17 protein-coding genes are annotated in these 20,953 nt (G+C 54.2%); 6 read left to right on the forward strand and 11 right to left on the reverse strand.

Going from position 1 to position 20,953, the window contains the following annotated elements; all coding sequences use genetic code 11:
* Nucleotides 1–52 precede the first annotated feature (52 nt).
* The 3 genes from pptA (at nt 53) to KGA69_RS17485 (ending at nt 1,722) form a co-directional block, all read left to right on the forward strand.
* Nucleotides 53–280, forward strand: a complete 228-nt coding sequence (gene pptA, locus KGA69_RS17475) for a tautomerase PptA (protein ID WP_213292518.1) — start codon at nt 53–55, stop codon at nt 278–280.
* Nucleotides 281–625: 345 nt separating this feature from the next.
* The gene (locus tag KGA69_RS17480; protein WP_213292519.1) at nt 626–1,060 is read left to right on the forward strand and encodes a winged helix-turn-helix domain-containing protein; all 435 of its coding nucleotides are present in this window, start codon (nt 626–628) and stop codon (nt 1,058–1,060) included.
* A 62-nt stretch (nt 1,061–1,122) separates the two neighbouring features.
* Entirely contained in the window at nt 1,123–1,722 is a 600-nt protein-coding gene (locus tag KGA69_RS17485; protein WP_045394080.1) for a helix-turn-helix transcriptional regulator, read from the forward strand.
* A 51-nt stretch (nt 1,723–1,773) separates the two neighbouring features.
* On the opposite strand, the gene KGA69_RS17490 is transcribed toward KGA69_RS17485, so the two are convergent.
* From KGA69_RS17490 to KGA69_RS17500, 3 genes are read right to left on the reverse strand one after another with little or no spacing between them, the layout of a single operon-like run.
* Nucleotides 1,774–3,378 carry a carbohydrate porin gene (locus KGA69_RS17490; protein ID WP_213292520.1) on the reverse strand — a complete coding sequence of 535 codons (1,605 nt, stop codon included), beginning with the start codon at nt 3,376–3,378 and terminating at the stop codon, nt 1,774–1,776.
* A 44-nt stretch (nt 3,379–3,422) separates the two neighbouring features.
* Entirely contained in the window at nt 3,423–4,805 is a 1,383-nt protein-coding gene (locus tag KGA69_RS17495; protein ID WP_213292521.1) for an MFS transporter, read from the reverse strand.
* A 26-nt stretch (nt 4,806–4,831) separates the two neighbouring features.
* Complete coding sequence (locus KGA69_RS17500; RefSeq protein WP_213292522.1) at nt 4,832–6,403, reverse strand: alpha-L-rhamnosidase-related protein; 1,572 nt, start codon at nt 6,401–6,403, stop codon at nt 4,832–4,834.
* A gap of 204 nt (nt 6,404–6,607) precedes the next feature.
* Between KGA69_RS17500 and KGA69_RS17505 the strand changes: the two genes are divergently transcribed.
* A complete protein-coding gene (locus tag KGA69_RS17505; protein ID WP_063447813.1) occupies nt 6,608–7,438 on the forward strand; it encodes a helix-turn-helix domain-containing protein in 831 nt (276 codons plus the stop codon).
* Between the two features lie 6 nt (nt 7,439–7,444).
* Here KGA69_RS17505 and KGA69_RS17510 read toward each other — a convergent pair whose 3' ends face one another.
* Nucleotides 7,445–8,029: a flavin reductase family protein gene (locus tag KGA69_RS17510; protein WP_045394090.1), complete on the reverse strand. Its 585-nt coding sequence runs from the start codon at nt 8,027–8,029 to the stop codon at nt 7,445–7,447.
* Between the two features lie 173 nt (nt 8,030–8,202).
* On the opposite strand from KGA69_RS17510, the gene nhoA reads away from it, so the two are divergent.
* A complete protein-coding gene (nhoA, locus tag KGA69_RS17515; protein WP_045394092.1) occupies nt 8,203–9,048 on the forward strand; it encodes an N-hydroxyarylamine O-acetyltransferase in 846 nt (281 codons plus the stop codon).
* A gap of 531 nt (nt 9,049–9,579) precedes the next feature.
* Here the strand turns inward: nhoA and narI are convergent.
* The 6 genes from narI to KGA69_RS17545 all read right to left on the reverse strand — a co-directional run bounded on the left by narI (nt 9,580) and on the right by KGA69_RS17545 (nt 18,438).
* Nucleotides 9,580–10,260, reverse strand: coding sequence for a respiratory nitrate reductase subunit gamma (gene narI / locus KGA69_RS17520; protein WP_045394095.1), 681 nt, complete (start codon nt 10,258–10,260; stop codon nt 9,580–9,582).
* Nucleotides 10,257–10,952 carry a nitrate reductase molybdenum cofactor assembly chaperone gene (narW, locus tag KGA69_RS17525; protein WP_045394098.1) on the reverse strand — a complete coding sequence of 232 codons (696 nt, stop codon included), beginning with the start codon at nt 10,950–10,952 and terminating at the stop codon, nt 10,257–10,259. The genes narI and narW overlap by 4 nt, the downstream gene beginning before the upstream one ends.
* Nucleotides 10,952–12,496: a nitrate reductase subunit beta gene (narH, locus tag KGA69_RS17530; protein WP_047048682.1), complete on the reverse strand. Its 1,545-nt coding sequence runs from the start codon at nt 12,494–12,496 to the stop codon at nt 10,952–10,954. The genes narW and narH overlap by 1 nt, the downstream gene beginning before the upstream one ends.
* Complete coding sequence (locus tag KGA69_RS17535; RefSeq protein ID WP_213292523.1) at nt 12,493–16,233, reverse strand: nitrate reductase subunit alpha; 3,741 nt, start codon at nt 16,231–16,233, stop codon at nt 12,493–12,495. Before KGA69_RS17535 ends, narH begins: the two co-directional genes overlap by 4 nt.
* A 55-nt stretch (nt 16,234–16,288) precedes the next feature.
* Complete coding sequence (locus KGA69_RS17540) at nt 16,289–17,677, reverse strand: NarK family nitrate/nitrite MFS transporter (protein ID WP_015705533.1); 1,389 nt, start codon at nt 17,675–17,677, stop codon at nt 16,289–16,291.
* A 179-nt stretch (nt 17,678–17,856) separates the two neighbouring features.
* Complete coding sequence (locus KGA69_RS17545; RefSeq protein ID WP_032714581.1) at nt 17,857–18,438, reverse strand: TetR family transcriptional regulator; 582 nt, start codon at nt 18,436–18,438, stop codon at nt 17,857–17,859.
* A gap of 121 nt (nt 18,439–18,559) precedes the next feature.
* On the opposite strand from KGA69_RS17545, the gene KGA69_RS17550 reads away from it, so the two are divergent.
* Entirely contained in the window at nt 18,560–20,050 is a 1,491-nt protein-coding gene (locus KGA69_RS17550; RefSeq protein ID WP_213292524.1) for an MFS transporter, read from the forward strand.
* 2 nt (nt 20,051–20,052) lie between these two features.
* Here the strand turns inward: KGA69_RS17550 and KGA69_RS17555 are convergent, their stop codons facing one another.
* Complete coding sequence (locus KGA69_RS17555) at nt 20,053–20,850, reverse strand: IclR family transcriptional regulator domain-containing protein (RefSeq protein ID WP_223683733.1); 798 nt, start codon at nt 20,848–20,850, stop codon at nt 20,053–20,055.
* Nucleotides 20,851–20,953: the final 103 nt, after the last annotated feature.

Here is a 20,953-nt window from a genome sequence, read left to right on the forward strand (position 1 = left end):
TGAGTTAGGGAATCTGTGATAGTTTTAAAATCCCAATAATAAGGAGCCTGCTATGCCACATGTCGATATCAAATGTTTTCCCCGTGAACTGAGCGAAGAGCAAAAAAGCGCGCTGGCTGCGGAAATCACTGAGGTTCTGATCCGTCATCTCAGCACCAAAGACAGTTCAGTTAGCGTTGCCCTTAATCAGGTACAGCAGAGCGACTGGCAGCGGGTGTGGGATGATGAGATCGCGCCGCAAATGGATTCTTTGATTAAGATACCGGGCTACCGAATGTAAAGGACGGGCCGCTTTTCATCGCGCCAATTAGACTACTATCGACCAAGGTCAATTTTACTTGAGCGAAAGATATGCCACTTTATTGATCCAGATCAATAAAAGTGGCTTTTTTTTGATTTCCATACCTTTCATTAATTTACCTTTTGTAAAGTAATTGGCCATTTAAGAATAATCCTAATCAACATAAATAACTGATAATAATGCACTATATAGTGCATTGCGCTTTGTATGTATTTAAATGTAGTTTTATGTTTTGATTATTATGCATATCAAAATTGTTTAGGCGATTGCTGATTTGCCATGTAACCTGCCTTTGAAATGATGATTTTTATCATGGAGAGATGAATGATAATAGGTAGTGCGTTACTTGGTTACCAATTAGAGGATGATTTTTTTTACTTCTTGAAGTACCGGGAAATAGCTACTGTAAGTGGTAATAGAAAAAACATCCGTCTACGAAAAACGATGGCCTGTTTAATTGAGTATTTATTTGAACATGGTCTTGAAAGAATGGTTAGTGATGAAGAGTTGATGGTACATGTCTGGGAGAAAAATGATTTAAGGCCCTCATCACAACGTTTATGGCAAGTGATGCAAAATTTACGTCGACTCCTTAAGGATGTCGGCATTGAGCAAGAAATTATATTACGCGTCAAGACTCAGGGTTATTATATCAACAGTCACTACGTTACAACTGTTTATTCTGTGAAAAGTGATAAACCGTTCTGCCAGAATGATGGCGCTATCATACAGTTACGTGGAATATCCGACGTAAGTTAACAGCCGAGTAGGATTTTCTATATTCAAGGTGCGCCTGTCGTTCTTATGCCAGGGTTATAAAATTGAAGGTTATAATTAATAGCAAGGATATCTGGTTTCGACTGGGTGTAGAATATTGTCTACAACAGATATCTTCTGAGTGTCATGAGCCCGCTTACGTTGAATTGGCTTACACTAACCATTCTATACAGCAAGCGGATCTTATTATTTTGCCGCTACATGGCTATCAAGATTACAAGCATCTCTATGCGTTATCTCAATTGTTTAAGGGCATTATTTTGGGAGTAAGCACGTCCAGAAGTAGTCGCCCTGGACGGTTGATTTATCGGGGGAATATATTGTGGGTGAGTAGTCGCGAATCGACAGCCAATATTCAAAAGTTGTTGTTGGACATTAAGCATCGGCAGTTATATGACCATGGCGGTCAGCCGGACTTTAGTCTAATAAAGGCAAAGGGGGGAGCCCCGCTCAGTGAAAGAGAGATGATGATTATCGATCATGTCGTAGCCGGCATGTCGGTGAACGTCGTTGCCAGAGTGTTAGGTCTGCGGGTAAAAACCATTTATGCGCATTTAGACAAGATTAAAGCTAACTTCAACCTTAAAGGCGGCAGTCATCTTCATCGTTTTATGATAAGCCCGCTGTCTTATCACTTATTGTAAAAGATGGTCATCCGGGAATGACGGCAGGGTTGCCGTCATTTTGTACCCTATTTAAAACCAGATTTCAGTCTGTACGCCAAAATTCCAGTTGCCGCCGGCGGTAAAACCGGAACTGCCAAAATCATCGTTAATGGCGTAGTGATCCAGTGCTTTGTCCCAGTTCATCCATGTTGCGAAGAAGCGGATCTCCGGGCGAGCTTTAATATCGAAAATGTCGCCGACTTTAAACGTTGGTGCGAAGGTAAGCTTGTAAAAATCGCCGCTGACGGCCTGATACTGATAAACATTGTCGTTATAGCGATAGGTTCGGCCATTAGGATTCAAATCCATATATTGCCAGGAGGCTTCATATAGCAGGGCAAAGTTGCGGGTGATCTCTTGGGAAAGACGCAGGTTAAGAGTAGCCCAGTCGTAGCGGTCGCCGTCACGATAACGGTTTTCGCTGTGTTGCGCGATGACCGATGGCGCCAATTGCCAGTTTTTCCCTAGCGGCAAAATGCCGTAAGAAGCAAAACGCAGGGATTTAGCATTCCCGGTAAGATCGCCGTCGCTGCCCGGCTGGCGAGCTTCTGCGCCTAAACCGCCACCGTACTGCAGGGCGCTTTCTGAGATGCCGGGAGCAAGGCCGTAGAACTGCTGTTTGTCGTGATAAGCCAACATCGCGTAATAGCCATTTTTGGCGGTGTTGTCGCTACGTAGCGCATAACTGCCGGTCGTTGAGGTGTTGTCTTTTAGCGTGTCATTACCCTGCGCGGTCATTACCGTGGTCATTAACTGCCAGTTTCGCCAGAAATGATTGGCGGTAAACATCAGATTCTGAATATCGTTATCTTCATAGTTATCGCTACCTAAATCGCCAAAGTTGCGGGCGTAGACTGAATAATCGCCCCGAAGCTGTTGACTCCAACGCACATCATTGATTCCGCCGCCGGTACCGCCGAGGAACATAATATCGCTATCGGTAAAGTGAATATCGAAGTTATCCCGATCAAAGCGTTTTCCGGCCCAAATCGACGCGTGGTTAAATGGACCGCTAAAATCAACGAAGCTACCCATCTCGACATACAGTTGGCGTACGTTAAGGTGGTGGCTATTATTATCCTGCACCCACGGATCCGGGTTGGTGGCGCCATCGGCAAGCATTGTTTTGAAATGTGCCCATGAACCGTCGCTAAAGGTCATTTTTTTGCCAAAGCTCAGTTCAACATAGTTATCTTTCTCATTGCCAAGACGACCCACGTGGGCGTCGCCGTTAAGCGAACTGGCCGGTGAAATACCGGGTCCGCCGCGCGCGCCTTTACCGTGGCTGTTCACCAGCATTCCGGAACGGGCGTAGGCATTAAATTCAAAACCGTTATCGTCGGTGGATTTGGCCAATTGACGACTGATCTGCTGCTGTTTTTGTTCGCCGGCATCAGTGCGCTTACTTAGGGTTTGTATCTGTTTTTCGGCATTGCTGGCGCGTTGTTCCGCGACGGAGGTTCGCTGTTCGGCCTGCTGCGCACGGCGGTTTGCTTCGGCTGCCTGGTGTTCCGCATGTTTCAGTCTGGCCTCAAGTTGGGCCAGCCGCTGCTCGATAGTGAGCGGCGCGGCCAACGCGTCGGAGGCCGAAAAAAGGGCGCAGCAAACTGCTGCGCAAATCAAAGAGAGACGCATACTTATCCTTGTCAGTTTCAGAGGTAATAAAAGAGGGGGCGAACTTAAATCGCCTGACGTTCTCCGTCTGTTGAATGAATGTCGGACGTGGCATAGCGCCCGGCATCGAGGTCTGCGCGGATTTGCTCGTAATGATCGTCAAGCCGATAAAAACGACCCATCCACAACATCGAGGCAAAGATCAGTAGCGCCGGAATGTAGAGATAGCAGGACTTTATCGCCAGCATCGCCGTTTCACTTTGCGCCTGGTTGGCGATATAGCCGCCTGAAGTGAGCAGGGCGCCCGTAATCGCGCCAGCGCCAGCCATGGCCACTTTGCCAAGAAAACCATTGATTGAGGTCAGGATCCCAGCGGTATTCACTCCGGTTTTCCAGACGCCATAATCCACCGGATCCGCCTGCATCGAGAAGTAAATAGCCGTGCGTTGTCCGGCACCGAGCGAAAGGATCACCGCACCAGTAACCAAACCCCAACTATTTACCCCTGCCGCCATCATTACGATCATTCCAATGAGATTGATAGCACTGGCAATCAGGTAGACATGGCGTTTTTTTAGCCGACTGGCCAGCAGTGGGACGGTCAATGTCCCCAGCAGAGGCACAAATGTCGAAATACCGGCGACGATTGCCGTCAGACTTCTATTGCCGACGTAGTAGTGGAAGAAGTAAACCAACGCGCCTGTCTGGAAGAAAAATGCGCCCCACATCAGGAAAATGTTAATCGCGAAAACCCACCACGGACGGTTGGCGCGTAGGCTGAACCAGGCGCGTTTCAGAGTCATTTTTTCTTGAGTGATGGTGATTGTTTCTTTGACGTTGCGGAAACTGACCAGTAGAAAAAAAGTGGCAATCACGCCGAACATCACCGCGGTATAGAAAAACCCACGAGCCTGATCGCCCTGACCGAGAGTGCTGACAAGCGGCAGCGTGGTGACGGCGACAATGGTCGCCCCCAACGAGCCAAGTAAGATTCGTACTGCCGAGAGCGTAGTGCGCTCCTGGGAATCGTTTGTCAGAAACGGCAGCATCGCGCAAAACGGAATATTGACCAGTGTGTAAAGAAACGACAGACACAGATAGGTAATAAAGGCGTAAATCAATTTTCCGGTAGTGGAGAAGTCGGGGACGTAAAACGCGAGGATACATAGCAGGCCGAACGGTACGGCGCCAATCAGCAAATAGGGACGACAGCGGCCCCAACGGGTTGCGGTATTGTCTATTACCAGTCCCATCAGTACATCGGCCACGCCATCCACCAGACGTGTCACCAGGAACATCACGCCGACGTACCAGGCGGGTAAGTTCATTACATCGGTGTAGAAGAACATCAGGTACAGAGAGATAAGCTGCCACACCAAATTGCAGGAGAGATCTGCGATGCCGTAGCCCAGGCGTTGCCGCCAAAGAGTGAATATATTGTTTGCCATAATGATATGCTCGTATTTAATTGTTATTAAAGATTATATTGGCGGATAAACCAGGCCGGGGTACAGCTCCACGCGTGACAATAGCTGTTAATCAGCTTGCTGCCGTAAGGTGAAAACTCAGGGTTGTCAGGATCAAAAACCTCCCAGAACGTATCCGCGCCGTAATCTATCATCGCGCCCCAGTAGGCTTTGATTTCGTTAATAGCTTCCGCGCGTAGCCCACATTGCAACAGAGCAGCAACAAAATGGTGACGCAGATAGGGCGTGTTGATGGCCACCGACGGCGGGGAGGAAAGCAAATGACGCATGAGCGTTTCTCGTTGCGCACTATTGCCGACTTCGGCTAGCACCATCCAGATTTGTGATGCCCAGGAGACTTGACGTTGCGCGCCGCTAATGAAAAATCCTTGCGCTTCGTCCCACAAGCAGGACAGCGCAGCCGACTTTAGCTGCTGCAGATGCATCTGATAACCCGCTACTAACTCGGGCTGAAATTGTCCGGCGAGCAATACGGCGCGCTGCAGGCAGTAAATTAAGACGCCCTGGGCCGAAGTTTGCTTGTTTAGCGTCTCTTGCCAGTCGATAAATACCCACCAGTCGTCGCTATCGCGAACCAAATGCTGTTTATCGCAACGTTCAAGCGCCAACTCGATTTGCCGTCTGGCGGTGGGCCAGAGCTCTTGCGCGGTGGCTACGTCGCCGGTACTGCGTAGATAGTTGAACAGCGTATCAACAAAAAACAGCGAATAATCAAACAAAAAGGTGTCGTCGGCTATGACTTGCGGCTGAACGAAAATATTGGCGGAAACCATACCGTCTTGCCGGGTATGGCCAGCAAAAAGATACAAACAACGGCGAACCAGCGAGTGATTCGCGAACGTGACATCGTTAACCAGCGCCTGCAGGCGGAGATCGCCAAGCCACAGACGACGGTCGCGCTTGGGCCCATCTTCGAATACGTCTTGCATACAATTCTTCAGCGTCAGTACGGCTGTCTGGTCGATAAGCTGTAAACGTGGGTCTTGGGTAGTTGATGGGGGGCAGATACAGTGGGCCGAACTGACGGCATGGATGCGCAGTCGGGTGAAACACAGATTAAATTTTCTGGAAACCGCCTTGACCTCCACTTTGAGATAACGAAAGCAATAGCGTCGCGGGAGTCTGATTTCTCCAGGAAGTTCATCAATCCACAAATCCTGCTGTTGCAACCAGCTGCTGCTGAGCCAGCCCCGGTAATCATCAAATGATTCACAAACCTCGCTCAGCGTCTCGCCGAAGGTAAAATGAAGGTGCGCCGGGGCATCGGGAGGACTGCCGACGCTTAGACATGCCAGCTCAACATAGCCAACAAAGTGATTACCGAAGTCCACGATGACGCTGTCGCCACTGGTGAATTCACGCTGGTAAAATTGCTGTGGGGTGCAAAGCTCCACTGCCTGCCAGCCGAAGGGGGCGCTGGCATCGGCATGAGCGTCAATAATGGCCTGCGGTTCGCGGTATTCGCTGTGCAGTGCGGGTTTAAGCGACTCCGCGGTGCGTAAAAACTGCGGATGGCGGATCATCGCAACTTGGGCGTTGTATTGCATGGTTTGTGACATACTGCGTCCTCAAAGTTAGGGGACTCGCAGCATAAAATGACGATGTGAGTGGCAACCACTCTGGCAATGCCAACGCGATGGCCATGTTGGCAATGGCAGTGGGATGGGGCGGGTGACGATCACAATTTGATAAATCTTACCGATAGTGGTTTGGGAAATGCATTATCGTGCTATCAGCTGCCTTGCCGTATTGGATATTAAGTGATGATGACGTTGACTATTGATTCTTATTTCAGCAATCCACTCGCTAAACTGGCTATTTACGCCAGCGATCCAGAGGATAATAACCGCGAACATGGTCATGAATTCGCGGAGTTAGTGATAGTTGAACAAGGGCATGGCCTCCACGTTATTAATGGCCGGCCTTTGTATATTCAACAAGGGGATGTTTTTTATGTTTCTCCTGGCGATACGCATTATTATGATGAGCTTGGGACGCTGAAGTTAATTAATCTATTAATTAATCCGCAGGTTGATTTTATCTATTTACGCGAACTTGCACCGTTATTGCAAAACTTTGCGGCCACCGACTCCTCGCGCTACGGTTGGTTATCGCAGGCGACCCGGCAACAGTGTAAGCTATTGATTGAAAAAATATGTAGTGCCGAATACCAACAAACTAAGAATAACGCCCTGCGTGAGGCCACCTTTTTTCAGCTAATTACGCTTATTCAACGAGCGGAAAGTGAAGTCGAATATAGCACCACTAAATACAAACTCCATAAGCTGCTCACTTGGTTACAGGAACATTGCTTTGAGGAACATAACTGGCCGCAACTTGCTGAACAATTTCACCTGACGTCACGCACTGCTTTTCGTCATATTAAAGAGGCGACTGGATTAACGCCCGATAATTATGTCAAGCGCCTGCGCCTGGTATCCGCACGAGTAAAACTGCGGGAAACGGAAATGACGATCACAGAAATCGCCTTTTTATGCGGTTTCGCCAATAGCAATCACTTCACGACGCTGTATAAAAAGGTCTTTGGCCTGACTCCCAGCGATGACCGCCGCCGCCAACACCTGGCGTCGTAGGAAACCTTATTTGTTTTCTGGCGTATTGGCCTGCACGTGACGTCCGCTGGCGACAAAATTACCGGTACCGAGATGGTGAATGGTATTGAGTTTATCATCGTCAAACTGCCAGCGGCCGCTGACGAAAACGCGTTCATCGGCCGCGGCGGCAACCACTTCGCCAAACAGCGTATCGTATTGTTCTTGTGCCGCGGTGGCGGGTAGCAGACGGCATTCCATCCACGCCAGGCATTTCTCTTCAATTAACGGTAACCCCAGTTCGGGACCCTGCACCGTCGGGATACCGTAAGCATTGAACTTATCTTCATCGCGCCCGCTTACGCTGCCTACCGCATAGACCCAACTGGCGGCGGCCACGCCTGGCACCACGATACCAAAGGCGCCGTTACGCTCAATGAGATCACGCGTCCAGGTGCTTTTATCCACCACAATAGCCACGCGAGGCGGGGCAAATTCAACCGGCATCGACCAGGCGGCGGACATCACGTTGCGCCGCCCTGACTGCGCGTCATAACTGGTGATCATAATGGTCGGGCCGTGGTTGAGCAGGCGACTGGCGTACTGAAGTTCGACGTGGCGAAAACGGCTCATAAGCGTTCCTTGGTGAGTGGCGAATGCCTGTAAGTAGTTTATTCACAATACAAAGGTAATCAATACGTCAACCGCGACCTAAATCAGAAATCATCTGGTGCGATCGCACAAAATACGCCGTCGCGGGGAAAAAATACGCTATAAATGTCGGACACCAAAAGCTGGAGGCGTTGATGACCCCATTTTTAAGCGCGTATTTTACTCGTCTGGCCTGGACGGGAACCCCCGATGTTTCCATTGACACCCTGCGGGAGTTGCATAGCCATCACAATAGCGCGATCCCGTTTGAGAATCTGGACGTTTTACTGCCGCGTGAAATCCACCTTGACGATCGGGCGCTCGAGGAGAAGTTAATCACCGCCCGCCGCGGCGGTTACTGCTTTGAGCAGAACGGGCTTTTGCAGCGGGCGCTAAGTGAGATTGGTTTCTCGGTTCGCAGCCTGCTGGGGCGCGTGGTGTTGGCTAATCCACCACAAATGCCGCCGCGCACCCATCGCTTGCTGCTGGTGGAGGTCGAAGGCGAACGCTGGATCGCCGACGTCGGTTTCGGCGGCCAGACGCTGACCGCGCCGATTAAGCTGCTGGCGGATATTCCGCAGCATACGCCGCATGGGATTTATCGCCTGGTGCATGAAGGCGATGAGTGGACGTTGCAGTTTAATCATCATGAGCACTGGCAGTCGATGTACCATTTCGATCTGGGTCGACAGTATGCTTCTGATTATGTGATGGGTAACTTCTGGTCGGCGCACTGGCCGCAGTCCCACTTTCGTCACCATCTGCTGATGTGCCGTCATCTGCCTGACGGCGGGAAAATGACGCTCACCAATTTCCATTTTACCCACTGGGAGAACAACCACGTGGTGGAGAAGGTGGATCTTGCGGACGTGTCGGCGCTGTATGAAGCGCTGCAAACCCGATTCGGATTAGGTGTAGACGACCCAAAACACGGGTTCAGCGAAGCCGCGCTGGCAGCGGTAATGGCGGCGTTCGATACCCATCCGGAAGCCGGGAAGTAACGTTTATAACGGGACGAGGAAAGCGCATGGTCGCCGTAGGCCGGATAAGGCGTAGCCGCCATCCGGAATAAAGGCTGGAGCCGTGGCCGATGAATATGACCCCGGAGTCGGCGCGAGCGCCTCGTCTGGGCTACACCGCTACAACCGCATCAATGCTGACTGAAACTGCCGATGTTGGTGGCCTCAAAATCGCTGAGACGTTCCCGGCAAGCCGGGGCAGCCCGCATGGATGCGGGCTGAGGGCCGTGATTTGCAAGGACGCTGCCTCGGCCCGACCCGAAGCCTGCCGGGATAAGTCGAAGGAACCACGAAGTGGCGATTTTGGCGGCCAGAGCCCGGGAGTACAGAGGGCGGCGGCGACTGGCCGCCCTCTGTGCGCTCCCTGCGCCATGAGAGCCATAACGCAGAAAAAATATCGGGAGCGCAATGTGCTCTGAATTAACACAAAACACGTGTTTTTCCCGGACCATAACAGTTGCAAACCTATAACAGTATCTACCGGTATGGATGAATGATAAAAGCCGCTGGCTTTCAGCGCCGGGAACGCACCACCTGATAGCGGCGGGTGAAATACTCTATCGGCGCGCTCCAGACGTGAACCAGCCGGGTGAACGGGAAAATAAGGAAGATAGTCATCCCCAGCACCAGATGGACGCGATACACCCACGCGACGCCATCCAGATGCGCCGATGCGCCGCCGTGGAAGGTGACTACCGCCTGCGCCCAATCTACCAGTTTCAGCATTTCGCTGCCGTCCGGATGCTGGGCGGAGAACGGAATAGTCGTCAGCCCCAGCGCGCACTGAATCAGCAGAATGCACAGGATCAGGATATCCGCAGTGGTGGAGGTGGCGCGAATGCGCGGGTTGGTCAGACGACGCACCAGCAGGCCTATGCCGCCGACCAGGGTCAGCACGCCGCAGACGCCGCCCAGCACCATCGCCATCACCTGTTTCTGCGACATCGGCAGGAACCATGAATAGACCCAGTGCGGCGTCAGCATCCCGAAGAAGTGGCCGAAGAAGATGCCGAGGATGCCGATGTGAAATAAGTTCGACCACAGCACCATGCCCCGTTTATCGAGCATCTGGCTGGATGACGCGCGCCAGGTATACTGACCGTAGTCATAGCGCAGCCAACTGCCCACCAGGAACACGGTGCCGCAGAGATAAGGGTAGATATCGTAAAAGAAGACGTTTAAGTACTGTATCATTTCGGGCCTCCGGCGCGGATGTCGACGTACTGCGGCGCCACATCCTGGCTAAAGCGTCGTTGATAAGCTTGCATTGGCGAGCTATCGCAAGCGGTTGCATTATCTTCAATAAACTTCACCTGTTCTTCTTCCCACACCGCATCCAGCGCCTGGCGCGTGTCGTCACGCTTCTCACTCGCTACCTGCCTGGTGACACTGTCACTATTGAGTGGGCTATCCGCCAGCGTGAGGAGGGCGTCAAAGAGTTGATAGTAATCGCATTCGCGCTGCTTTAAGCGCCCACCGAGCAATGCCAGAATGGGCGCGACGTTCTGCAGTCCTTCACGGGCATCGGCCAACGGGAGAGTGCTGAGATACTCAAGATATAAAGGCAGGTGGTCCGGGAGTTCGCGACAATCGATCTGCAGACCCGCCTGTTCATACTGATTCATCAGATCGACCATCGCCTGGCCGCGGTCGCGCGATTCGGCGTGAACGTGTTCAAACAGCAGCAGCGAGGTGGCGCGACCGCGCTCAAACACCTCACACCATTCGGCCTGACGGTCGAGCAGCGGCGCCGCCAGTAATCGCGTAACAAACGGCGTCAGGGCGGGCGCATCGGCGCTGACCAGCGCCAGCGCCTCCTCGCGGTTATCCCACAGCGCGTCGTCGGGATACTCCAGCAGTAAAGCGATGACTTTGAGAAGCCGCATTACTCTCCCTCCCCATGTCGACGAACGTCTCCCACATCAATCGCGTCGATGCGACGACTGTTGAACAGGTTGAATTTAGTATCAGAACCATGGCAACCATCGCCGAAGGTAAAACCGCAGCCGTTGCGTTCAGGGAAGGCGTCTTCCGCCAGTTCGCGGTGGCTGGTGGGGATTACGAAGCGGTCTTCGTAATTGGCGATCGCCAGGTAGCGATACATCTCTTCCACCTGCTCGACGCTGAGGCCCACTTCTTCAATGGCGCGGGTATCGGTCACGCCTTCAACGGTTTGCGAACGTTTGTAATGGCGCATCGCCATCATGCGTTTTAACGCGCGCAGGACCGGGCCGGTATCGCCGGCGCTCAGCAGGTTCGCCAGATACTGAACCGGTATACGCAGGCTTTCGACCGCTGGCAGGATATTGCCGTTACTCGGCAGGCCGCCGGCGTCGGCGACGGACTGAATCGGCGACAGAGGCGGGACGTACCAGACCATCGGTAAGGTGCGGTATTCCGGGTGCAGCGGCAGCGCCAGCTTCCAGTCCATCGCTAGTTTATACACCGGTGATTGTTGCGCGGCTTCGATCACGTTATGCGGAATACCCTGCTTCAACGCCTCTTCGATGACCGCCGGGTCGTTAGGGTTGAGGAACACCTCGCACTGGCGCTCGTAGAGGTCGGTTTCATGTTCGGTACTGGCCGCCTCTTCGATGCGGTCCGCGTCGTACAGCAGTACGCCAAGATAGCGGATGCGGCCGACGCAGGTTTCGGAGCACACCGTCGGTTGCCCGGACTCAATACGCGGATAGCAGAAGATGCATTTTTCCGATTTGCCGCTCTTCCAGTTAAAGTAGATTTTTTTGTACGGACAACCGCTGATGCACATCCGCCAGCCGCGGCATTTATCCTGGTCGATCAGCACGATGCCGTCTTCTTCGCGCTTGTAGATAGCGCCGCTTGGGCAGGTCGCCACGCAGCTCGGATTAAGGCAATGTTCGCAAAGACGCGGCAGATACATCATGAAGGTGTTTTCAAACTGGCCGTACATCTCTTTTTGCATCGCTTCGAAGTTGCGGTCTTTGGCGCGTTTTTCAAACTCGCCGCCGAGCAGTTCCTCCCAGTTTGGCCCCCAGCTGATTTTATCCATCCGTTCGCCGCTAATCAGCGAACGCGGACGGGCGGTAGGCAAGTATTTGCCTTCCGGCGCGTTGTGCAGGTGCTGATAATCGTAGGTAAAGGGTTCGTAATAATCGTCAATCTGCGGCAGCACCGGGTTGGCGAAAATCTTCGACAACACGCTGACGCGGTTGCCCAGACGCGGAGTGAGCTTGCCGCTGATACCGCGGATCCAGCCGCCTTGCCACTCGTCCTGATCTTCCCAGTTTTTGGGGTAACCGATACCGGGCTTGGTTTCCACGTTGTTGAACCACGCATATTCCATCCCTTCGCGGCTGCTCCAGACGTTTTTACAGGTGACGGAGCAGGTATGGCAGCCGATGCATTTATCCAGATTCAGCACCATTCCGACTTGTGAACGTATTTTCATTTTTTCGCCTCCTGTACCTGGTCGCGACCTTCGCCATCCAGCCAGTCAATATTTTTCATTTTGCGGATCATAATGAACTCGTCGCGGTTGGAGCCGACGGTGCCGTAGTAGTTAAAGCCGTAAGCCAGTTGGGCGTAGCCGCCAATCATATGCGTGGGTTTTGGACAGACGCGGGTGACGGAGTTGTGGATACCGCCGCGACGACCGGTCACCTCCGAACCTGGGATATTCATAATGCGTTCCTGGGCGTGATACATCATGGTCATTCCCGGCGGCACGCGCTGGCTCACCACCGCACGCGCGGTGAGGGCGCCGTTGGCGTTGAAGGCTTCAATCCAGTCGTTATCTTCAATCCCCAGTTCTTTTGCGTCGGTTTCGCTTAGCCAGACGATGGGTCCGCCGCGCGACAACGTCAGCATCAGCAGGTTTTCGCTATAGGTAGAGTGGATACCCCATTTCTGATGCGGGGTCAGGAAGTTGAGCGCTTTTTCCGGGAAGCCGTTTGGCGGCACGTCCTTCATCTGGCTGACGCTGCGCGTATCGATAGGTGGGCGATAGGCCACCAGACTTTCGCCGAAGGCGCGCATCCAGGGATGATCCTGATAGAGCTGTTGCCGCCCGGAGAGGGTGCGCCACGGGATCAGTTCGTGAACGTTGGTATAACCGGCATTATAAGAGACATGTTCGCTTTCCAGACCAGACCACGTTGGGCTGGAGATGATCTTGCGCGGCTGCGCCTGAATATCGCGGAAGCGGATTTTCTCATCCTCTTTATTCAGCGCCAGATGGGTGTGGTCGCGGCCGGTAAATTCTCCCAGCGCTTTCCAGGCTTTCACCGCCACCTGGCCATTGGTTTCCGGCGCCAGGCTCAAGATGACTTCACTGGCGTCGATCGCGCTGTCGATGCGCGGGCGGCCTTTGGCCGGACCGTCGGGCTTGACGTAGTTGAGTTTACCGAGGAAGTCGACTTCGTTTTGCGTATTCCACGAAATGCCTTTACCGCCGTTGCCGAGCTTATCGAGTAACGGCCCCAGCGAGGTGAAGCGCTCCCAGGTGGCCGGGTAGTCACGTTCAACCAGCGCAATTGACGGCGCGGTTTTGCCTGGAATGAGATCGCATTCGCCCTTGCGCCAGTCGAGGACATCAAACGGCTGTGATAGCTCCGCCGGAGAGTCATGCTGCAGCGGCACCAGTACCACATCGGTCTCTTTATCAAGGTGACCGACGCAGACTTCAGAAAAACTTTTCGCAATGTCCTTGTAGATTTCCCAGTCGCTTTTCGCCTCCCAGGCCGGGTCGACGGCGGCGGAAAGCGGGTGGATAAACGGGTGCATGTCGGAGGTGTTCATATCGTCTTTTTCGTACCAGGTGGCGGTCGGCAGGACGATATCTGAGAACAGGCAGGTACTGGACATGCGGAAATCGAGGGTCACCAGTAGATCGAGTTTGCCCTCAATCGCCGCGGTCTGCCACTCGACTTCCTCCGGCTTCACGTCAGCGGTGGCGCCAAACTCCTCGCCCTGAATACCGTTATCGGTACCGAGCAGGTACTTGAGCATGTACTCATGGCCCTTACCGGACGATCCCAGCAGGTTAGAACGCCAGATAAACAGGTTGCGCGGGTGGTTGTGGCCGCTATCCGGCTGCTCGGCGGCAAAGCGAATATCGCCTGCTTTTAACGACTGGACGGTGAACTCTGCGGGGGACAGCCCAGCAGCGTCGGCCTGCTGCTTGATGCTCAGCGGGTTAACGTTAAGCTGCGGCGCGGACGGCAGCCAGCCCATGCGCTCGGCGCGAACGTTGAAGTCGATCATATGGCCGCTGAATTTGCTGGCGTCGGCCAGCGGTGAGAGCAGCTCCTGAGCGGTTAGTTTTTCGTAGCGCCACTGGCTGGCGTGGTTGTAGAAATAAGAGGTACTGTTCATCTGCCGCGGTGGACGAGTCCAGTCCAGCGCGAACGCCAGCGGCAGCCATCCGGTCTGCGGGCGTAGTTTCTCCTGGCCGACATAGTGCGACCAGCCGCCGCCGCTCTGACCGACGCAGCCGCAGAATACCAGCATGTTGATCATCCCGCGGTAGTTCATATCCATGTGGTACCAGTGGTTCACACCGGCGCCAAGGATAATCATCGAACGGCCATGGGTTTTATGCGCCGTATCGGCGAACTCGCGGGCGATTTGCTCGATATGGTGACGCGGCACGCCGGTGATCTGTTCGGCCCACGCCGGGGTATAGGCTTTGACATCCGCAAAGTCACGCGCGGCATTGGCATCGTCAAGGCCGCGATCCAGACCGTAGTTCGCCAGCACCAGGTCATACACGCTCACTACCAGAGCGTTTTCACCACTGGCTAACGGCAGCTGTTTCGCTGGCAGTTGATGAAGCGTTATCGGCTCCTGCTTTACGCTGCGAAAATGCGGGTTTTCATTGCCGCCGAAGTAGGGGAAGCCGACCGACACCACGCTATCGTGCATATCCAACAGCGACAGTTTTAAGTCGACGTCACGGCCGTTAGCCCGCTGTTCGAGATTCCATTTGCCTTTTTCGCCCCAACGGAAGCCGATGGATCCGTTCGGCGCGACCAGTTCGCCGTCGGCGTTAAAGGCGACGGTTTTCCATTCCGGGTTATTACTTTCTCCCAGTCCGTTAAGCAGGTCAGCAGCGCGTAGCATACGGCCCGGCGCATAGCTGCCGTCGTCACGACGGTCGAGCATCACCAACATTGGCATATCGGTATAGGTACGGCAGTAGTTGAGAAAGTAATCGCTCGGATTGTCGAGGTGGAAAGTTTTGAGGATCACGTGGCCCATCGCCATCGCCAGCGCGCTGTCGGTACCTTGCTTCGGCGCCAGCCACTGGTCGCAGAGCTTGGCGACTTCCGAATAGTCCGGAGTAATGGCGATGGTTTTGGTCCCCTTGTAGCGCACTTCGGTGAAGAAGTGGGCGTCCGGGGTTCGCGTCTGCGGGACGTTTGAACCCCAGGCAATAATGTAGCTGGAGTTGTACCAGTCGGCGGATTCCGGCACGTCGGTCTGTTCGCCCCAGGTCATCGGCGAGGCGGGCGGCAGATCGCAATACCAGTCATAGAAGCTCAGACAGGTGCCGCCGAGCAGCGATAAATAACGGGTGCCCGCGGCGTAGGAGACCATCGACATCGCCGGGATCGGCGAAAAGCCCGCGACGCGATCCGGACCGTAGTTTTTAATGGTCCAGACGTTGGCCGCGGCGATCAGTTGATTTAACTCTTTCCAACTGGAGCGTACAAAGCCGCCTTTACCGCGAATTTCTTTGTAGCTGCGGGTTTTCAGCGGGTCCTGCATGATGCTATCCCAGGCCTGTACCGGGTCGGGATGCTGTGTCAGGGCTTCGCGCCACAGCTCAATCAGCCGTTTACGCGCCAGCGGGTACTTCAGGCGGTTGGCGCTGTAGAGATACCAGGAGTAGCTGGCGCCGCGCGGGCAGCCGCGCGGTTCGTGATTTGGCAGGTCCGGTCGGGTGCGCGGATAATCGGTCTGCTGGGTTTCCCAGGTGACCAGACCGTTTTTGACATAAATTTTCCAGCTACAGGAGCCGGTACAGTTCACACCGTGCGTGGAGCGGACAATTTTGTCGAATTGCCAGCGTTGCCGGTAGCTATCTTCCCAGTCACGGTTATTGTCGTAGACCTGACCGTGGCCGTTGGCAAAGGTCTCGCGTTTCTGCTTAAAGTAGCGAAAGCGATCCAGTAATTTACTCATGACATTCCTCCTGCTCCGCTAATGTCCGGCATCGTGCCATCCGGTAAATAGGTCGTTATGGTTGTGCTGGTTTACGGCGGCCATAGACCAGCCAGGTCACCAGCACGCAAACCACATAGAAGACAAAAAAGACTTTCATCGCGCCCACCGGCGAGCCGGTCATGGCCAGCGAGGTACCGAAGGCTTTTGGAATAAAGAAGCCGCCGATGGCGCCAATTGCAGCGATGAAACCGAGCGCGGCGGCGGTATCGGTCACCGCTTCATGCTGGGCCTGTTCGTCGCTGCCGCCGCGCTTTTTCACGCTATCAATGGTGAGCTGGCGGAAGATCACGGCGATCATCTGGAAGGTGGAACCGCTGCCAAGCCCGGCAGTTAAGAACAGGCCCATAAACACCACGTAGAAGGCGAAGAAGCTGCCGGAACCGGAGCCCGGCAGGGTGAGGAAAAGCAGCCCGGTAAAGACCGCCATCAGAATGAAGTTGACCAGCGTCACCCGTACGCCGCCCAGACGGTCGGAAATGATACCGCCGAAGGAGCGCGCCAGCGCGCCGATAAACGGGCCGAAGAAGGCCAGTTTCAGGATATCGACATCCGGAAACTGGGTTTTCGCCAGCATCGCGAAGCCGGCAGAGAAGCCAATAAACGAGCCGAAGGTGGCCAGATACAACAGACTTAGCAGCCACATATGCGGGCGTTTCAACACCGGTAGCTGATCGCGAATTGAAGCTTTGGAACTGGCAATATCGTTCATGCCAAACCACGCGAAAACGGTGGCGATAACCAGTAACGGCACCCACAGCAGCGGTGAGTTGCCGAGCCACAGCATGGCGCCGCCAGGTTGCTCTACGCCGCGAACGCCCAGAAAGGTAAAAATCGGCAGGAAGACAAAAATAGGAGAGACCAGTTGCATCACGCTGACCCCGAGATTGCCGAGTCCGCCGTTAATCCCTAATGCGCTGCCTTGTTTGGCCTTGGGGAAGAAGAAGCTGATGTTGCCCATACTGGAGGCGAAGTTGGCGCCGGCAAAACCGCAGAGTAACGAAATTGCGATAAATACCCAGTACGGGGTAGTTGTATTTTGTACTGCCAAACCCAGCCATAAACAGGGAATCACCAGAATAATCGTGCTAATAACCGTCCAGTAGCGCCCACCCATAATAGGTACCATAAAGGAGTAGGGTACGCGTAATATTGCGCCGGAAAGCGAAGGTAGCGCCGTTAATAAAAACAGCTGGTCAGTAGTGAAATTAAAACCCACTTTATTGAGATTGACCGCAACTGCGCTAAATAACATCCAGACGCAGAAGGCGAGTAACAGACAAAATACGGAAATCCATAAGTTCCTGCGCGCAATCGCTTTTCCTTTATTTTCCCAGAAGGCTTCATTTTCTGGTCGCCAATCTTTTAAAAGATAATGATTCTTTTTATCACCTTCTATCGACATAACACCCTCACTAAAGCGTACGAGATCAAAAGGATAAATAAAAAACAGCTGAAACTATGCAGGCTGGAATTAAGCTTCAGCTGTTTTTAATAATTGTATTGTTTGAGGATAGATAAGAATCGAGGCGTGAAAGAATTCACGCCGACAATGAAGGGCGGTCAATTGTTACTAAATGTAACCTAAACCTGAGGGAGTTCCAGCGCGATATAATGTTTTAAGTAACGGATAAATGCCGCGTCGTCAATCGCTTGCATCCCCAGCGCGTAAATGCCATCCAGCCCGCAAACCAGAGCAATCAGACGCCAGGCGATATTATCAGCCGTATCCTGCGGCTGAAATTCACCGGCTTCGGCGCCGCGGTTAATCGCCGTGACCGTTTCATCATGCCACATGCTCATGGTAAGCAGATATGCGGCCTTAATTTCCTCATCGCTATCGGACAAAATCTGCGCTTCCCGCCACAGGCGGATATAGGGTTCGAGACGGCCATCTTCGCTGCCAAGTAATGAAAACAGGCGTTCGCTCCAGGAGGCGTCATCGGTCAGCAGCTGAATATCGAGCATTTCGCGGATCAAGCGGATAAAGGCCTGCGCTTTTAGCTCGCCGGTCGAGGCAAAATGATGATGTAACTGACCTGCTGCGACGCCGGCGTCGCTGGCTATCTGGCGCACGGTCATGGCGCTGAAGCCGCCATTTAGCGCCACTCGCATGGCGGCCTGCATGATAACTTCCCGACGCGCTTCCCGATTTAAATAGTGCATAGCGACCCGTAACCAAGAGGTGATGGGATGATGGTAACAAAAAGTTGGACAGGCGTTCAACAATCCGGCAGGATCGCAATCCTGGACGCGTGTCCAATTTCGAAAATTGAGGAAAAGTAGTATGTCTCGGCAATGGTTAACGCTGATGGCGATTTTGCTGGTTTATATCCCGGTAGCAATTGACGCAACGGTGCTGCATGTGGCCGCCCCGACGCTCGGCGTCGCGCTTGGCACCAGCGGCAACGAGCTACTGTGGATCATTGATATCTATTCGTTGGTGATGGCCGGTATGGTGCTGCCGATGGGCGCATTGGGCGATAAAATCGGCTTTAAGCGCTTATTGCTGCTCGGTAGCGCAATTTTTGGTATCGCTTCGCTGTGCGCCGCGCTGTCACCGACGGCGATAACGCTGATTATCTCCCGCGCGCTGCTGGCGGTTGGCGCGGCAATGATTGTGCCGGCGACGCTTGCCGGGATCCGCGGCACTTTCGCCGAAGCCAGCCAGCGTAACATGGCGCTGGGATTATGGGCCGCGGTGGGATCCGGCGGCGCGGCATTTGGCCCGCTGGTGGGCGGTATGCTGCTGGAACACTTCTACTGGGGATCGGTGTTCCTGATCAACGTGCCAATCGTGCTGCTGGTCATTGCCATCAACGCTAAGGTTGTGCCCCGTCAGCCCGCCCGCCGCGAGCAACCGCTGAATCTGCCGCAGGCGCTGATCCTGATTGCGGCCATTCTGATGCTGGTGTTTAGCGCTAAGTCGGCGCTAAAGGGGCAGCTGGCGCTGTGGCTAATCGCGCTGGTGGCCATCGGCGGGGCGGCCATGTTGACCTGGTTTGTCCGCAAACAGCTGTCGATGCCGACGCCGATGGTGGATATGCGTCTCTTCACCCACCGCATTATTTTAAGCGGGGTGATGATGGCGATGACCGCGCTCATTACGCTGGTTGGTTTTGAATTGCTGATGGCGCAGGAGCTACAGTTCGTGCATCAGAAAACGCCGTTTGAGGCCGGGCTGTTTATGCTGCCGGTGATGGTCGCCAGCGGCTTTAGCGGGCCGATTGCCGGAATGCTGGTCTCGAAACTGGGGCTGCGGCAGGTGGCGACCGGCGGTATGTTGCTGAGCGCTTTAAGCTTTTTGGGACTGTCGATGACCGACTTCAGCACGCAACAGTGGCAGGCGTGGGGGTTAATGACGCTGCTGGGCTTTAGCGCCGCCAGCGCGCTGCTGGCGTCAACGTCGGCGATCATGGCGGCAGCGCCGAAAGAGAAGGCGTCGGCGGCAGGCGCCATTGAAACCATGGCCTATGAATTGGGCGCGGGGCTTGGTATTGCGCTGTTCGGCCTGATCCTGACCCGCAGCTACAGTTCGGCGATTGAACTGCCTGCCGGGATTGGCGGTGAAGCAGCGGTACAGGCCTCATCGTCCATTGGCGAGGCGATGAAGGTGGCGCAATCATTACCCGCGATACCGGCTGATTCACTAATCGCGGCGGCGAAAACCGCATTTATCAGCGCTCACAGTATTTCTCTGGCGACGGCTGGCGTTCTGCTGTTGTTGCTGGCGCTGGGGATCTGGCGCGGGCTGGCCAATACGCCGGCGCCACGGTAATGTCACAGCTGAAGAGACAGCTCCATCGCCGCGCGACGCAGCGGCGCCAGGGCTTTCTCCTTCAGCGCCGCGGCGCTCATCGAAGAGGCGGGGACGCCAACGTTGAGCGCTGCCACCACCTGGCCGCTACGCGACAGCAGCGGTACCGCAAGCGAGCATAATCCAACTTCAATTTGCCTGTCCGCCAGCGCATAGCCCTGCATGCGAACTTTGGCGATTTCCGCGCGTAGTGCTGTAGAATCACACAGGGTATACGGGGTGTAGCGCATAAGATGTGCGCGTGACAGTGTCACTTCTAGTTGATCTTCGGGCAACGCGCTCAGCAATACCCGTCCCATTGAGGTTGTCCATGCCGGGAGGCGGCTGCCGCGGCCCAGATCGACGCTGAGCAAGTTATTGACCGCCGCGCGGGCGATATACAGTACGTTGTCGCCATCAAGCGTGGCGGCGGAGCAGCTTTCACCTAACGTCTTACCAAGATTGTCCAGCGCCGTTTGCGCCACCTTCGCCAGCGGGGTTCCTGCCAGATAGGCGTGGCCCACTGCCAGCACGCGCGGCAGCAGTTCATAGCTGCGGCCGTCCGGGCTATGCACCATCCCCAGCGCCGCCAGGGTATACAGGCAGCGGCGCACCGCCGCGCGGGAAATTTGCGTTTTTTGACTTAACTGCGAAATGGTCAGCCGCTGGCGCTGGGGAGTAAAAGCATTGAGCACCTCCAGCCCGCGGGCGAGTGACAGCATAAAATTGGGGTCGTGCTCGGCCTGCCTGGCGCTCAGCGTAGTGTGGGTATTGTCGCTCATTGCATCTTTCTCCGTTGCAACGTAAAGCTCACGGGGAATCACTATACCGCGCGCAAACCAGGGTGCGGCGAATTGTGCCTGTTTTACCACCTCGATCACATTA

Origin of the sequence: Klebsiella sp. A52 (genome assembly GCF_018388785.1) — a bacterium.
Taxonomy (GTDB): Bacteria; Pseudomonadota; Gammaproteobacteria; order Enterobacterales; family Enterobacteriaceae; genus Klebsiella; species Klebsiella aerogenes.